This is a genomic window from Pseudomonas sp. JC1203 (assembly GCF_056175065.1).
The window spans coordinates 157881-172240 of the sequence record NZ_JBWCAM010000006.1 but is presented as its reverse complement, the minus strand read 5'-3'; the positions used below and the strand labels follow the sequence as shown (position 1 = coordinate 172240).

The window sequence follows — 14360 nt, the reverse complement described above, 5'->3', positions numbered from 1 at the left end:
CGGCAGCAGGCCGCATCCAATGCTAAAAGCCTACGCCGCAAACGGCGCCACCAAGGTGCAAGGACGATGAGTCACCCCTCGCAATTCAACCTGTTGGGCAAGCGGCGCTTCCTGCCGTTTTTCCTTACCCAATCCCTGGGTGCCTTCAACGACAACGTATTCAAGCAGTCGTTGATCCTGGCCATCCTCTACAAATTGAGCATTGGCGGCGACCGCTCCATCTGGGTCAACCTGTGCGCGTTGCTGTTTATCCTGCCGTTCTTCCTGTTCTCGGCGCTGGCCGGGCAGTTCGGCGAGAAATTCAACAAGGACGCGCTGATCCGTGTGATCAAGATCGGCGAGATCGTGATCATGGCGGTGGGGGCTACCGGCTTCATGTTCGACCACCTGTGGATGATGCTGGCGGCGTTGTTCGCCATGGGCACCCACTCGGCGCTGTTCGGCCCGGTGAAATATTCGATCATGCCCCAGGCCCTGCGCGAAGAAGAGCTGGTGGGCGGCAACGGCCTGGTGGAAATGGGCACCTTCCTGGCCATCCTGGCAGGCACCATCAGCGCCGGGGTGCTGATGTCCCAGGCGCATTACGCGCCGCTGGTCAGCGCCGCCATTGTCGGGGTGGCCGTGCTCGGGTATTTGGCCAGCCGCGGTATTCCGCGCGCGGCAGCCGATACCCCAGAGCTGAAAATTGACTGGAACATCTTCAGTCAGTCCTGGGCCACGCTGAAAATGGGCCTGAACCAGACGCCCGCGGTGTCGCGCTCGGTGGTGGGTAACTCGTGGTTCTGGTTTGTCGGGGCCATTTACCTGACGCAGATTCCGGCCTATGCCAAGGATTGGCTCAATGGCGACGAAACCGTGGTCACCCTGATTCTCACCGTGTTCTCGGTGGGTATCGCCCTGGGTTCGGTGCTGTGCGAAAAGCTGTCGGGGCGCAAGGTGGAGATCGGCCTGGTGCCGTTCGGCTCGTTCGGCCTGACGCTATTCGGCCTGTTGCTGTGGTGGCACTCGGGCGATTTCGCCCAGGCGCCCCAGGCCAATGACTGGCTGACCTTGCTGGGCATCGGCCACACCTGGTGGGTGCTGCTGGATATTCTCGGCCTGGGCATGTTTGGCGGCTTCTATATCGTGCCGCTGTACGCGCTGATCCAGTCGCGCACCGCCGAGAACGAGCGGGCGCGGGTGATTGCCGCCAACAACATCCTCAATGCGCTGTTCATGGTGGTGTCGGCCATCGTCTCCATTGTGCTGCTTAGCCTGGCCAAGTTGTCGATCCCGCAGTTGTTCCTGGTGGTGTCGGTGATGAACATTGCCGTCAACGCCTACATCTTCAAGATTGTCCCCGAGTTCACCATGCGTTTCATGATCTGGCTGCTCAGCCACTCCATGTACCGGGTGGAGCACCGTGACCTCGACCGCATTCCCGACGAGGGCCCGGCGCTGCTGGTGTGCAACCACGTGTCGTTCGTCGATGCATTGTTGATCGGCGGCGCCGTGCGGCGGCCGATTCGCTTCGTCATGTACTACAAGATCTTCCGCCTGCCGGTGCTCAACTTCATCTTCCGCACGGCGGGTGCCATTCCCATTGCCGGGCGCGGCGAAGACCCGCAGATCTACGAGCAGGCGTTCCAGCGTATTGCCCAGTACCTGGCCGATGGCGAGTTGGTGTGCATCTTCCCCGAGGGCAAGCTGACCACCGATGGCGAGATCGACGAGTTCAAGAGCGGCGTGACCAAAGTGCTGGAGCAAACCCCGGTGCCGGTAGTGCCGCTGGCGTTGCAGGGGCTGTGGGGCAGTTTCTTCAGCCGCGACCCGGCCAAGGGCTTTTTCCGCCGCTTGTGGTCGCGAGTCATCCTGATTGCCGGGCAGCCGGTGCAGGGCGATGACGCCGTGCCGGCGCAACTGCGGGCACGCGTGAGCGAGTTGCGCGGCGCCGGCCGTTGAGCGTCAGGCGCTGATTTTAAGGCCGATGAGGCCGGTGATGATCAGCGCCACGCTGGCGATGCGCATGGGCGCCATTGATTCGCCGAACAGCAGGATACCGGCGATCACCGTGCCCACTGCGCCTACGCCCGTCCAGATGGCGTAGGCAGTGCCCAGCGGCAGGTCGCGCATGGCCAGGCCCAGCAGGCCAAGGCTGGCCGCCATGGCGGCGACGGTGAGCAGGGTAGGCAGGGGGCGGGAAAAGCCTTCGGTGTATTTCAAGCCGATGGCCCAGCCAACCTCGAACAGGCCGGCGAAGAACAGAATCAACCAGGACATGAGCACGCTCCATCATCCAGTTTCAGTGATGGGGTCGTCCCCTGGGCAATAAAAAATGCGCATCGCCGGGTCGTCCCGTCGATGCGCATTATAGTGCACAATTTGCTGCCCCAGGGCAAGCCAAGCCCTATGGGCGGTCCTTCATCTTGCGGAAGAACGTGGCCAGCAGTGCCCCCGAAATGTTGTGCCACACACTGAACAGCGCGCTGGGCACTGCCGCCAGCGGCGAGAAGTGCGCGCTGGCCAACGCGGCGCCCAGGCCGGAGTTCTGCATGCCCACTTCCAGCGCCAGCGACTTGCGCTGGGCCAGGGGCAGCTTGAACATGCGCCCGGTGAAGTAGCCCAGCACGAAGCCGAAGCTGTTGTGCAGGATGACCACGGCCATGATCAACAGCCCCGACTCGGCGATTTTCGCCTGGCTGGCAGCCACCACGGCGCAGACGATCATGACAATGCTGACTACCGACACCAGCGGCAACACTTCCACCGCGTAGCGCACCCGTGCGCCCAGCAGGCGCTGGGCGACCACGCCCAGCACGATCGGCAGCATCACCAGTTGCAGGATCGACCAGAACATTTCCATGAACGATACCGGCAGCCACGCCGAGGCCAGCAACCAGATAAGCGCTGGCGTCAGCAGCGGGGCGAGCAGGGTGGTAACCGCGGCAATCGCCACCGACAGCGCCAGGTCGCCCTTCGCCAGCCACGTCATGACGTTGGAGGCCGTGCCGCTAGGGCAGCAGCCCACCAGAATCACGCCTACGGCAATCTCGGCCGGCAGGTGGAACAGCTGGCACAGCAGCCAGGCCATGCCCGGCATGATCACGAAGTGGGCGACCACGCCCAGCAGCACCCGCCAGGGGTGGCGGCTGAGTTCGGCGAAGTCGTCCATTTTCAGGGTCAGGCCCATGCCGAACATCACCAGGCCCAGCAACGGCACGATCAGCACCTTGAGGGCGATGAACCATTGCGGGAACAGGAACGCGAGCACGGCGAACAGCAGGACCCAGTAAGCGAAGGTATTGCCGACGAAGCGGCTGAGGGCGGCCAGGGCGCGCATGGGGGTGTTTCCTTATTATGGTTCGCGGTGGCAGCGATTCGCTTCGTGGGAGCTGGCTTGCCAGCGAGATTTTGATGCCCCCCAAAAGCTCGCTGGCAAGCCAGCTCCCACAAGGGGAGTGGCCGCCGTTTACGTCAGGGCCGCATCAGATACCCTGCGGCAACTCTTCACCGCCCAGCGCTTCGAACAGCGCCGGCAGGAAGTCGCCGAAGGTCAGCATCATCAGGGTGAAGCTGGCGTCCAGCTGGCCCAGGGCCTCGTCGCCGCCGTCTTCTTCAGCCTGGTCCTGCAGCAGTTCTTCGAACTTCAGGCGCTTGACCACCATCTTGTCGTCCAGCACGAACGACAGCTTGTCCTGCCAGGCCAGTGCCAGCTGGGTCACCAGCTTGCCGGTGCTCAGGTGCAGCTGGATCTCGTCGGCAGTCAGGTCCTGGCGCTTGCAACGGACGATGCCGCCGTCTTCTTCGACGTCGCGCAGTTCGCACTCGTCCAGTACATAGAAGTCCGGCGCGGCTTGCTGGGTCTTCACCCACTCGGTCATCACGGCGGTCGGCGAGGTCTTCACGGTCAGCGGGCGCACTGGCAGCGAGCCCAGCACTTCACGCAGGGTGGACAGCAGGTCTTCGGCGCGTTTCGGGCTGGCCGAGTTCACCAGGATCAGGCCCTGCTTGGGGGCGATTGCGGCGAAGGTGGACGAGCGGCGGATGAAGGCACGCGGCAGGAAGGCCTGGATGATCTCGTCCTTGATCTGGTCGCGCTCCTTCTTGTAGACCTTGCGCATCTGCTCGGCTTCGATCTCTTCGACCTTCTCCTTGACGGCGTCGCGCACGACGCTGCCCGGCAGGATGCGCTCTTCCTTGCGGGCGCTGATCAGCAGGAAGTCGCCGCTGACGTGAACGAGGGGGGCGTCCTCACCTTTGCCGAAGGGAGCGACGAAGCCGTAGGTGGTCAGCTCCTGGCTGGCGCAGGGGCGGGCCGGCTTGGTGGCCAATGCGGTTTCCAGTGCTTCGGCGTCGAAAGGAATATCTTGGGTCAAACGGTAGACAAGCAGGTTTTTGAACCACATGGGGTGAATCACTCCTCAGCACATAAGGGGCGCATTATTGTCCCGTGTGAGGGCGCAGGCCAACCCTGCGCTAAGTGTTTGGAAGGCTTGGAAAAATAATTTTAAAAAGAGCTTGCCAGGCTATAGGTGCGTCCGTAGAATGCGCGCCACACCGAGAGACAAAGGGTGATTAGCTCAGCTGGGAGAGCATCTGCCTTACAAGCAGAGGGTCGGCGGTTCGATCCCGTCATCACCCACCATTCTCTCTAAGTGTATCGCGCAGCGGTAGTTCAGTCGGTTAGAATACCGGCCTGTCACGCCGGGGGTCGCGGGTTCGAGTCCCGTCCGCTGCGCCATATTCAAGAATCAGGACCACTGAACGCCTGGTTCCAAAAAAGAAACCTGCCTAGCGCAGGTTTTTTTTCGTCTGCGGAAATTGATGCAAGAATTATTGCGTTTCGTGCTTGCCATACCGGTTATCCATCCGTAGAATGCGCGCCACACCGAGAGACGAAGGGTGATTAGCTCAGCTGGGAGAGCATCTGCCTTACAAGCAGAGGGTCGGCGGTTCGATCCCGTCATCACCCACCACTCGCTCACAGTGTATCGCGCAGCGGTAGTTCAGTCGGTTAGAATACCGGCCTGTCACGCCGGGGGTCGCGGGTTCGAGTCCCGTCCGCTGCGCCATATTCGGCACCAGGAACACTGAACGCCTGGTACCAAAAAAGAAGCCTGCCTTGTGCAGGCTTTTTTTCGTCTGCGGTTTTTGTGGGGGAGGGGGACGCGGCCTGTGGCCGCTGCTACGGGCTGTAGCAGCTGCCGAAGGCTGCGTCCTACTTGCCTGGCGTCAGCGTCAGGCGCTTGGTGCCGTAGGCGCGGTCATAGTTCTGCGATTGCAGCGGGATGCTGGTGTACTGCGCCTTCATCCAGCCATCGATGCCGTCGGCGTAATGCGGGCTGGCCGGGTTGCCGGACTGGCCGGGGCTATTCTGCGCGATCATCGGTTCGTTCTGCGCGAAGTCGACGATGAAGCGCATGGACGCCGCCTGGGTGACATCAAAGTTCTCACCCCATGCGTAGGCTGCGGCGTTCAGGGTGGTGTGATCGCCACCGGCCTGGCGCGCCGGCAGCTGCACGCCCTTGGTCGCCCACTGGTAACGGTGCAGGTTGCCCCACTGCCAGGCCTTGTGGTCGCCGCCCAGTTGCCGCTCGCCTTCGTTCACCGCCGCCGCCAGGCTGCGGGCCAGAATGGCCGGTTTGTCTTCTTTCTGCGTGGTGCGCACATCGTCCCAGAACGGGCTGTCTTCGCGGGCCAGCAAGTGGTCGGCCTGGGCCGAATACGACAGGTTGCCAGCGGCCACGAAGGCCTTCCACGTCGCGCTGTCCTGCGGGCCCAGTTCGTCGAGGAAAATCTGCTTGCTGCTTTCCTGCAGGAACAACTCGTACAGCGCCGCGTCGGAAGACTGCGCAGCCAGGTTGCCGTTGAACGCCAGCAGGCGGGCCAGGGCTTCCTGGGCTTTGGCGCGGTCGGCAGCCGGCAGGGCATCGATGGCCTGTTTCAGCGGCTGGGCCATGCCGGGTGCCTGGAACATCGTCTTCAGCTTGGCCGCGAAGGTGGTGGTCTGGTCGTACTGCATGGCGATCATGCTGCGCGTGTCCTGCTTGCCGGCACCGGCCAGTTCGGCCAGGCGCTCAATGCGTTCCGGGTAGTACCAGGAATTGGACAGCTGCATGCCGTAGCCTTTCGGCACGGTGCGCTGGTTGGCAGTGCCCAGCCAGCCTTGCGGTGGGTCCTGGTCGTAGGGGTGCAGCATGGCGTCGGCAAAGCCGTCCCAGTCATAGCGTCCGTCCCAGCCGGGCGACGGCACCAGGCCGCGGCCTTCGCGGCGGTTGGGCAGGTGGCCCGTCACTTGCCAGCCTACATGCTGGGCGTCGGCGAACATCATGTTCACCGCAATGGCGCGGATTTCACGGCTGGCGTCGGACGCCGCTTCCACCGATTGCGCCCGCGACAGGTCGAACAACGCGTCCAGGCTCTTGTCGTCCTTGAAGTCCGGAGTCTGCAGCGCCAGGCCCAGGCCGTTGGTGAGCGCAGCGCCGCCCAGGGTGCTGTTCAGCAGCGCGCCGTGGCGGGTGTCGTACACCGCTTCGCGCAGCGGCGCCTGGCCCTTGATGAAGAAGGTTTCCTGGCGCACGCCCACGGGCCGCCACTTGCCATCGGCCAGGTATTGCAGCTGGTTGCCCTGGCGCTGCAGTTTTTCCAGGAACAGGTCCTGGTTGTCGCCCATGGCCGGGCTCATGCCCCACGCCACCTTGCCATTGAAACCGGCCAGTACCCCTGGGATACCGGCCAGGGCCACGCCCGCTGCCTGGTATTTGGGCGCACGAATCTGCACGTAGTTCCACAGCGACGGGCTGGCCAGCGGCTGGTGCGTGTCGTTGGCCAGCAGGCTGCGGCCACTGCGTGCGCGGCCTGGGGTGACGGCCCAGTTGTCGGCGCTGGTGATGCTGGGCAGGTTCAGGCCGGCCAGGTCGTCGGTGGCCTTGTTGGCGTTGGCCAGGCCGGGAATCTGCGCCAGGCTGACGCCTTTCAGCTTGTCGGTCTCGTCGAAGGGCAATGGCTCGTCCGGGTAGGTCGGAATCAGCCACGCCAGCTTGTCGACGCCGACTTTCTGCGCCAGGGTCAGCGATGCCAGCTCTTCCTTCAGGTTCACCGACTGGCTGAAGTTGAACAGCGCGAAGATCAGCGCCGAGTCCTCCGGCTTCCAGTACTCCGGCTTGTAGCCGGATTCAGCCAAGTCCACCGGCAGTTTGTCGCGGTAACGGAACAGGTAGGCGTTGACGCCGCGCGCGTACACCTCGAAGAAGCGCTTGAGGCGCGGCGAGGCCGCCGCGTAGAGCTCCTCGGCGTTCTTCTTGAGGTTCACGGCGCGCATGAAACGGTCGACGTCGAGCATCTGCGGGCCGTCCATTTCAGACAGGCGGCCCTGGGCCAGCAGGCGCATGCCCACCATCTGGCTGATGCGGTCGCTGGCGGCGATATAGCCCTGGGCGAACAACGCGTCATGGAAGCTGCTGCTTTCAATCAGTGGCATGCCGAGGGCGTTGCGGCGCACCGACACATTCTGGGCCAGCCCCTTGAGTGGCTGCACGCCGCTGTCCGGCGGCACGCTGTCGGCGTAACGGCTGTCGAGCCAGGCCTGGCAACCGCTCAGGCTGATCAGCCCGGCCAGGGTCGCGGCGGCGCCGAACCGGGGAATGAATTGAGTAAAGGCTGGCGAGGCCATGGCGGAAGCTCCTGCGGGGCTGGCGGCTAAAAGGCGCTACGTTAGTGAGCGCGCACACGCCACGCAAGCGGGCGGCCAGCTTTATTTGCATGGCAGGACGGCCGGTGCCCCGGGCCTTGCGCGCAAGGCTCGGAGGCGCTGGGCAAATCAGGCTTTTGGCGGGTTGATGCGGTCCACCCAGGCATAGGCGCGTTCGGTGGCCGGGCGCGCCTGGATGGCCAGGAACCAGCGCTTGAGGTGGGGGAAATCGTCGAGGTTCTGGCTTTGGCGCTGGTAGGGCACCACCCAGGGGTAGATGGCCATGTCGGCGATGCTGTAGTCCTCGCCCGCCACGAACGCGCGGTCGGCCAGGCGCTTGTCGAGCACACCGTAAAGCCGTGCGGTCTCGTCGATGTAGCGCTTCATGGCGTAGGGAATTTTTTCCGGGGCGAACACGTTGAAGTGGTGGTTCTGGCCGGCCATCGGCCCCAGGCCGCCCATCTGCCAGAACAGCCACTGCAACACTTGCTCGCGGCCGCGCAGGTCCTTGGGCAGGAACTGGCCGGTTTTTTCCGCCAGGTATAAAAGGATGGCTCCGGACTCGAACAGCGAGATCGGCTCGCCGCCATCGGCAGGCTGGCTGTCGACAATGGCCGGGATGCGGTTGTTGGGGGAAATTTTCAGGAAAGCCGGCGCGAACTGCTCGTTCTTGCCAATGTTGACCGGGTGGACCTGGTACTCAAGCCCGGCTTCTTCCAGAAACAGGGTGATCTTGTGGCCGTTGGGGGTGGTCCAGTAATGCAGATCGATCATGAAACGCTCCAAAGTCCTGGGGGGCTACAGCAAGAACGACTGTTGTACTGCGCCAGGATTTTTGTTTCAAAGCATTTCAGCGTTCCGCAGCCAGGACGCATGCGCCCGGCCGCGGGTCATTCAATCAGGCGCCGTGGCACTTCTTGAACTTCTTGCCGTTGCCGCATGGGCACGGGTCGTTGCGGCCGACGTCCTTCAGGGCATTGCGCACCGGCTCCTGAGGCTCGTGGTTGCAGTGTGGACCGTGTACATGGCCGTGGTCGTGATGGTGATCATGGTCGTGATCGTGGTTGCAGTCAGGGCCATGGACATGGGGTTGCTGGGTCATCTGGGTGTCTCCGAATTAGATCGGCGGGAATTATCTCATTGCTGGTGGGGGGAGGGCGAGCGTCAAGCGCACTCCTGTCGTGCCTTGGGAGCGGACTGGCGGGTGGGCACAGCCCCGTAGCAGCTGCCGCAAGGCTGCGTCGCCGCTATTTACGCATCAACTCCCCAGGCATGATCTCCCCATTGCGCCGCAGCACCACATCATCCCCCCAGAACCACCCGGTCTTCAGTTCCCCTTCCAGCCGGTACGGAATGGGCCGGTTGGGGTGGCGCAGCAACTTCACCACGTCGCGCAGGTGCTCCCACAGGTTGGTGCGCACCGGCACGTTGAAGCGGGCGCTGGAATGGCCGTCCACGCGCAACCATTCATCGTATTCGTCGTCGGCCAGCAGGATGTCGGCCAGGTGCACGCGGTAGTGCAGGCCACGCACCGTGAGGGTGCCGTCGTTGGGGTTGTCGATGCGGAAGTGCAGCATGAATTGTTGTTGCAGCAGCTTGGCTTTTACCACCTGCACGCTCAGCAGGTGCACTTGCGGGGGCTGGCTGTCGTCGGCAAACCAGCTGGCGCAGCCGTTCAGGCCCAGGAACAGGCAGAAGGTGAGCAGGCGCAGTGTCCGTGTGTGCATGACAAGTCCCTCGCGATGCCTTGAGTCTACCCAATGCCACGGCTCGCTTGTTGGCAAAATCGCAGATGAGCCATACTGATGCCATTACTCGCGATGGGCCAGTGCCCGGCAGGCAGGAGGCACGTGATGGGGCTGTTCGAAATAGTCTTCAGGGGGCAGTTGGTGCCCGGGGCGCAGCTGGCGCTGGTGAAGGCCAACCTGGCCAAGCTGTTTCAGTCTGATGGCGCACGCATCGACGCGCTGTTCAGTGGGCGGCGCCTGGTGCTCAAGAGCGACCTGGACCCGCAGGCCGCGGAAAAATACCGTTCTACCCTGGAACGCGCGGGCATCGTCGTGTCGGTGGAGGCGGTGCCGGTGCAGGTGGAGGAAATCGAGATGGCGCCGCCGCCGGATGCCCCAGGCTTCGTGCGCAAGCCAAGCAAGATGGCCGAGCCGTGGGTACCGCGCGATTGCTACATGGCGGCGTTCGTCGAGGTGCAGGCGCCAGGCTATGAGGTGGCCGAGGCCGGCAGTGACCTGCAGCCCGAAAAACCTTACGTGGCGCCGCCGCAGCTGAACCTTGCGCAGTTCAGCGTGGCCCCGATCGGCACCGACATGGGGCAGGCCCGTGCGCCAGCGCCGCCGCCAGCGCCGGACACCGGGCACCTCAAGCTCATGCCGTGAGGTAGGCGGCGCAGCACTTCTTGAATTTCTGCCCGCTGGCGCAGGGGCAGGCGTCGTTGCGCCCGGCCTTGAGCGGCACGGTAGGGTCGATGAAATACCAGCGCCCGCCGTTCTGCACGAAAGAAGAGCGCTCGCGGTGGCTGTGCTCACCCGATGCGTCATGCCAGCGCGCGACGAAGGTGACGAACGCATGCTCCGGCTGGCCGCCAAACACTTCGGCGTTTTCCACTGTCAGGCCCAGCCAAGTGCTCTGCGCGCTCCAGTCACTGATGGACTGGCGGTCCAGGCCCGATTGCTGCACCGGCAACGTGGTGGCCACCAGGTAGTCGATCAGGCCCAGCACATAGGCGCTGTAGCGCGAGCGCATCAGCGCCTGGGCGTCCGGGGCGGGCACGCCGCCGTGGTAATGGCCGCAGCAGGCGTCCAGCAGGTTGCCGCTGCCGCACGGGCAAATGCTTGTACTCATTGCATCACCACCAGTACTTGCCAAAGTTTTCCGGGTTGGCCCAGAACCGTGAATTGAGCCAGTCAGGCACCTGTTTGTATTCGCGCAGGTCGTAGTTGAACAGGGTCAGCACCTGCTCGTCGCGCTGAAAGCGTTCGTTGGCCTGCAACGCCAGGGCGTAGAAGTCGGTGTCGCTCCAGCCGCTGGCCGCCAGGTCCACCAGCACGGCGAGGCGGCTGGCGTTGAGGTTGCGAATGCCGCCCAGCAACTCCAGCGCCGTGCGCTTGGGCAGGTGCTCAAGGCAGTCGACCACTACCGCCAGGTCGAAGCGCTGGCTGGCCAGTTCCGGTGGCAATGCACCAGGTGCGGCCTGGGCGACGATGCTGTCCGGATGGGCCTGCTTGAAGGCGGCCAGGGCCGGGAAGTCGCTGGCACCCACCACCAACAGGTGTCGTGGGGCGTAGCGGTCCAGCAGGGCCGCGAGGGCTTGCTGCGGCGTGCGCGTAGAGAAGCTTGCGGTCATTGAACGTCCTCGATCAGAACTGCCAATGCTAGCCTTGTTCGGCCCACGAGCCTAGCCATATGGCTTATTGCTGGCGCATCTGCAAACTGCCGTCTTTACTCCCAATGCATCGGTTTGTGCGCCGATTTCCCCCCCGTTTGGAGAGAGACCTGATGAGCATAGTGAGTAAGGCATTACCTTTGGTACTGCTAGCCAGTGTGTTGACTGGTTGCGCAGGGTTGCAGAAGACCGACTGGCCCAAGTGCGCGGCCGTCGGGGGTGTCACCGGTGCGGCGCTGGGCTCGATCCAGAACTCGACTTATGCCGGTTGGGGCGTGCTGGTAGGTGGCGGTGTCGCGGCTGCCTACTGCTGGGTGCACGGTGATGGCGATGAGGATGGCGATGGCGTGATGGACAGCGTCGACAAATGCCCGCACACGCCTAAAGGCACGCCGGTGGATGCCACTGGTTGCCCATTCCCGCCACCGGCGCCTGCGCCTGTCGCGGAACCGGCGCCGCTGCCCAAGCAGGAAGTCATCGTCATTCGTGACGTGCACTTCGAGTTCGACTCCGCCAAATTGACCGGCCCCGACAAGGCACAGCTGGACAAGGTAGCCACCAAGCTCAGGACCGAAGCACCTTCCACCCAGCTGACCGTGACCGGCCATACCGACAGCGTCGGCAAGCCTGGTTACAACCAGAAACTGTCGGAGCGCCGCGCGCATTCGGTGGTGGATTACCTGATCAGCGCCGGTATCCCACGCGCAAGCTTCGTGTCCATCAGCGGCGCCGGCGAGAGCCAGCCTGTGGCGGACAACAAGTCGGCTGACGGCCGTGCGCAGAACCGTCGTGTGGAAATCCGCATCGACCGCTGAAAACCTCGCCCCGCGCGGCTTGTGAATTTCACAGGCCGGTCTTTACTCCTGTGTTACCGGCACCGGCCGGTGACACAGGAGCATTCCATATGAGATTAATCTGGCGGGCAGCACTTCCCGTTCTTCTGGTCAGCAGTGTTCTCTCCGGTTGCGCCACTACCAGTGATGGCAGTGCCCCGCTCAATCAAAGGAACTGGCCTATCTGCAGCCTTATCGGTGGTGTAGTGGGTGGCGGCCTCGGCGCCATCAAAAGCTCATCCTGGGCCGGTGGCCTGGGGGTATTGGGCGCAATCACCGGCGGCTTGATCTGCTACGCGCAAGATGGCGACGAGGACGGCGACGGCGTGTTCGACCGCCGTGATCATTGCCCGGGCACACCGCCCAACACCCCGGTAAACCACATGGGTTGCCCATTGCCGCAATACCCGGCGACGGCCAAGGCGCCCGAGCCTACCCCGCCACCTGAAGAAGTGATCACCCTGAGCGATGCCGGCAATGTGCTGTTTGCCTTCGACTCCTCGGCCCTCACGCAAGAGGCGCGCAACCAGCTGGTGGCGTTGCTGGACAAGCTCAAGGCGGCGGACGTGGTGAGCATCAAGGTGGTCGGCAACACTGACAGCAAGGGCAGCGATGCCTATAACCAGAAGCTCTCGGAACGGCGCGCCGACAGCGTGGCGAAGTTCCTGATCAGCCAGGGCGTGCCCGCCAACAAGGTGACCAGCGAAGGCGACGGTGAACGCAAGCCGGTGGCCGACAACAGCACTGATGAAGGCCGGGCGCAGAACCGCCGGGTGGAGTTGCATATCAACCGTTGAAAGCTCCCGTGGCCGTCGTCGAAGGCGGCTGCCACGGGTTCAACGCAACACTGTCATTTTTTGTTCATGCAGATATGGCACAAACACCACCCCGGCGTTACTGTGCGGGGAAAGAATAATCACTGGGGGCGGGCATGACGTGGTGGTGTACCCTGGGCAAGGCCCTGACGGTACTGTTCTGGTGGGTGGTACTGGTCAACCTGTTCATGCCCATGACACATCCGTTCCGTTCGCTGATCAACCTGACCGGCGCGGCGCTGATGCTTCTGCATTTGCTGGAAGTCCTGTTTTTTCGCGCCAGCCTCCGTGGCCGCACCCATCCCTGGTTTGACCGCTTGCAGATCCTGCTGGTGGGAATATTTCATGTGCGTTCAATTCCGACCCGGTCGGTGCAGGAGAGCAACAATGCGTAGGCTGTGTCTGGTAGCGGCGTTGTTCACGCCTTTGGCAATGGCCGAAAGCCTGAGTGTCGAACCCCATTCGTTGATGCGCTTGCCAGGCAAGGACGGCGTGCTGACCCTGGACCGGCTGGTGGTGGATGATTACGCCACCCTGCTGGTGCCGGACAACCTGGTGGAACTGAAAGTCGGTGAGCTGCGCCTGGGCCATGAGGCGCGCATCGCCATCGTCCCCGGGCAGCAGGAACTGCGTATCGAGGCGCATCGCGCCGAGCTGGGCGAGGGCAGCCAGATTTTGGCCCGTGGCGCCCCGGGTACCTATGAAAAGGCTGCGTTGCCCGGGCGCAACCTGGTTCTGCAACTGCAAGCGCTGCAGGGTCCGCAATTGACGGTGGATGCCCGTGGCGGCGCGGGCGCGCCGGGCTACTTCGGCCTGGACGGCGCCAACGGCCAGGCCCCGGGCTGCCTGTGGGGCGAGGCGGGCCGCGGTGCCGACGGCCTCAATGGCGGCAACGGCCATGACGGTGCCAACGGCGCGCAGGTGCGCCTGCAGGTGCCACGTGACTACCCCAACGATGCCATCAAGGTGCAGCTGGACGGCGGCGCCGGTGGCATGGCGGGCGCGGCGGGCAAGGCCGGTGTCGGCGGCAAGTCGAAGGGTTGCCTTATCTACAGCACCGCAGGTGCCAAGGCCGGCCGCCCTGGCCAGCCGGGCGAGCCTGGTGTCGCCGGCCAGCCTGGTGCGCTGACCGTGCAGCGCCTGTAGGCGCCCTCAGAACGGTGGCCGGGCCGCAGCCACGGCCACCAGCAGGAAGCCGATAATCAGGTTCACCCCCACCAGCCTGCGTATCTGCGCCAGGCTGGTGCCTGCCGTCGCCCAGTCCTGGGCCTGCAGCGCCGTGTTGAAGGTTGGCAGCTGCAGCAGGGTGATGCGGATGAACAGCGCCACCATCACCAGGTAAAGCCCCATCATCACTTGCACGTATCGCGGCGCGGTCTCGAAACCGCTGAAGCTGATCTGGATCATGGCGATGCCACTTATCGGAAGAATCAGCACGGCCAGCCAGACCCAGAGAAAGAAGCGTCGGAAAACTTCCCCCCACAGCTTCAGCCGCGCGGGTGCGTCCAGGGCTGTAACCGCCGCCGGGCGCAGCACCAGCCAGGCGAAGAACATGCCGCCTACCCAGATCAGGGCTGCCCAGACATGCAAGGTGTAGAGGGGGGCATATGCAGCCATGTGGATCTCCGTTCAGCGCGCGAGGGTTT

General features: G+C 63.7%; 16 protein-coding genes and 4 tRNA genes. 10 read left to right on the top strand and 10 right to left on the bottom strand.

What is annotated here, in order from left to right; all coding sequences use genetic code 11:
• Window positions 1-66 precede the first annotated feature (66 nt).
• Entirely contained in the window at window positions 67-1941 is a 1875-nt protein-coding gene (locus tag AC0SZ7_RS11570) for an MFS transporter (RefSeq protein WP_475504518.1), read from the top strand.
• 3 nt (window positions 1942-1944) lie between these two features.
• Here the strand turns inward: AC0SZ7_RS11570 and sugE are convergent, their stop codons facing one another.
• From sugE to rdgC, 3 genes are all read right to left on the bottom strand, one after another.
• Window positions 1945-2259, bottom strand: a complete 315-nt coding sequence (gene sugE / locus AC0SZ7_RS11565; RefSeq protein WP_475504517.1) for a quaternary ammonium compound efflux SMR transporter SugE — start codon at window positions 2257-2259, stop codon at window positions 1945-1947.
• Window positions 2260-2386: 127 nt separating this feature from the next.
• Window positions 2387-3319 carry a bile acid:sodium symporter family protein gene (locus AC0SZ7_RS11560; protein ID WP_475504516.1) on the bottom strand — a complete coding sequence of 311 codons (933 nt, stop codon included), beginning with the start codon at window positions 3317-3319 and terminating at the stop codon, window positions 2387-2389.
• A gap of 145 nt (window positions 3320-3464) precedes the next feature.
• A complete protein-coding gene (gene rdgC / locus AC0SZ7_RS11555) occupies window positions 3465-4385 on the bottom strand; it encodes a recombination-associated protein RdgC (RefSeq protein WP_475504515.1) in 921 nt (306 codons plus the stop codon).
• 163 nt (window positions 4386-4548) lie between these two features.
• Here rdgC and AC0SZ7_RS11550 point away from each other — a divergent pair.
• The 4 genes from AC0SZ7_RS11550 to AC0SZ7_RS11535 all read left to right on the top strand — a co-directional run bounded on the left by AC0SZ7_RS11550 (window position 4549) and on the right by AC0SZ7_RS11535 (window position 5051).
• Window positions 4549-4624, top strand: a tRNA-Val gene (locus AC0SZ7_RS11550).
• Window positions 4625-4643: 19 nt separating this feature from the next.
• Window positions 4644-4720, top strand: a tRNA-Asp gene (locus AC0SZ7_RS11545).
• Window positions 4721-4879: 159 nt separating this feature from the next.
• A tRNA-Val gene (locus tag AC0SZ7_RS11540) sits at window positions 4880-4955 on the top strand.
• 19 nt (window positions 4956-4974) lie between these two features.
• A tRNA-Asp gene (locus AC0SZ7_RS11535) sits at window positions 4975-5051 on the top strand.
• Between the two features lie 146 nt (window positions 5052-5197).
• Here the strand turns inward: AC0SZ7_RS11535 and AC0SZ7_RS11530 are convergent.
• From AC0SZ7_RS11530 to AC0SZ7_RS11515, 4 genes are all read right to left on the bottom strand, one after another.
• Window positions 5198-7651: a penicillin acylase family protein gene (locus AC0SZ7_RS11530; protein ID WP_475504514.1), complete on the bottom strand. Its 2454-nt coding sequence runs from the start codon at window positions 7649-7651 to the stop codon at window positions 5198-5200.
• A gap of 147 nt (window positions 7652-7798) precedes the next feature.
• Window positions 7799-8443, bottom strand: a complete 645-nt coding sequence (locus AC0SZ7_RS11525; protein ID WP_475504513.1) for a glutathione binding-like protein — start codon at window positions 8441-8443, stop codon at window positions 7799-7801.
• Window positions 8444-8567: 124 nt separating this feature from the next.
• Window positions 8568-8771, bottom strand: coding sequence for an SEC-C metal-binding domain-containing protein (locus AC0SZ7_RS11520; protein WP_027977214.1), 204 nt, complete (start codon window positions 8769-8771; stop codon window positions 8568-8570).
• A gap of 145 nt (window positions 8772-8916) precedes the next feature.
• Window positions 8917-9396 (bottom strand): LEA/WHy family protein, encoded by a 480-nt coding sequence (locus AC0SZ7_RS11515; RefSeq protein WP_475504512.1) that lies wholly within the window; start codon window positions 9394-9396, stop codon window positions 8917-8919.
• Window positions 9397-9522: 126 nt separating this feature from the next.
• Between AC0SZ7_RS11515 and AC0SZ7_RS11510 the strand changes: the two genes are divergently transcribed.
• The gene (locus tag AC0SZ7_RS11510) at window positions 9523-10059 is read left to right on the top strand and encodes a hypothetical protein (protein WP_475504511.1); all 537 of its coding nucleotides are present in this window, start codon (window positions 9523-9525) and stop codon (window positions 10057-10059) included.
• Here AC0SZ7_RS11510 and AC0SZ7_RS11505 read toward each other — a convergent pair.
• Together AC0SZ7_RS11505 and AC0SZ7_RS11500 are read right to left on the bottom strand one after the other, a co-directional pair.
• Window positions 10049-10525: a YchJ family protein gene (locus AC0SZ7_RS11505; RefSeq protein ID WP_475504510.1), complete on the bottom strand. Its 477-nt coding sequence runs from the start codon at window positions 10523-10525 to the stop codon at window positions 10049-10051. The two genes, AC0SZ7_RS11510 and AC0SZ7_RS11505, sit on opposite strands and share 11 nt — an antisense overlap.
• Before the next feature lie 4 nt (window positions 10526-10529).
• Window positions 10530-11027 carry a DUF6231 family protein gene (locus AC0SZ7_RS11500; protein ID WP_475504509.1) on the bottom strand — a complete coding sequence of 166 codons (498 nt, stop codon included), beginning with the start codon at window positions 11025-11027 and terminating at the stop codon, window positions 10530-10532.
• Between the two features lie 152 nt (window positions 11028-11179).
• Here AC0SZ7_RS11500 and AC0SZ7_RS11495 point away from each other — a divergent pair, with 152 nt between their 5' ends.
• From AC0SZ7_RS11495 to AC0SZ7_RS11480, 4 genes are all read left to right on the top strand, one after another.
• Window positions 11180-11881 carry a PA1041 family peptidoglycan-binding anchor lipoprotein gene (locus AC0SZ7_RS11495; protein ID WP_475504508.1) on the top strand — a complete coding sequence of 234 codons (702 nt, stop codon included), beginning with the start codon at window positions 11180-11182 and terminating at the stop codon, window positions 11879-11881.
• A gap of 89 nt (window positions 11882-11970) precedes the next feature.
• Entirely contained in the window at window positions 11971-12696 is a 726-nt protein-coding gene (locus tag AC0SZ7_RS11490) for a PA1041 family peptidoglycan-binding anchor lipoprotein (protein WP_475504507.1), read from the top strand.
• A gap of 134 nt (window positions 12697-12830) precedes the next feature.
• A complete protein-coding gene (locus AC0SZ7_RS11485) occupies window positions 12831-13109 on the top strand; it encodes a DUF1145 domain-containing protein (RefSeq protein WP_475504506.1) in 279 nt (92 codons plus the stop codon).
• Entirely contained in the window at window positions 13102-13860 is a 759-nt protein-coding gene (locus AC0SZ7_RS11480) for a collagen-like protein (protein ID WP_475504505.1), read from the top strand. The genes AC0SZ7_RS11485 and AC0SZ7_RS11480 overlap by 8 nt, the downstream gene beginning before the upstream one ends.
• Before the next feature lie 6 nt (window positions 13861-13866).
• On the opposite strand, the gene AC0SZ7_RS11475 is transcribed toward AC0SZ7_RS11480, so the two are convergent.
• Window positions 13867-14331, bottom strand: coding sequence for a CopD family protein (locus AC0SZ7_RS11475; RefSeq protein ID WP_475504504.1), 465 nt, complete (start codon window positions 14329-14331; stop codon window positions 13867-13869).
• Between the last annotated feature and the right edge of the window lie 29 nt (window positions 14332-14360).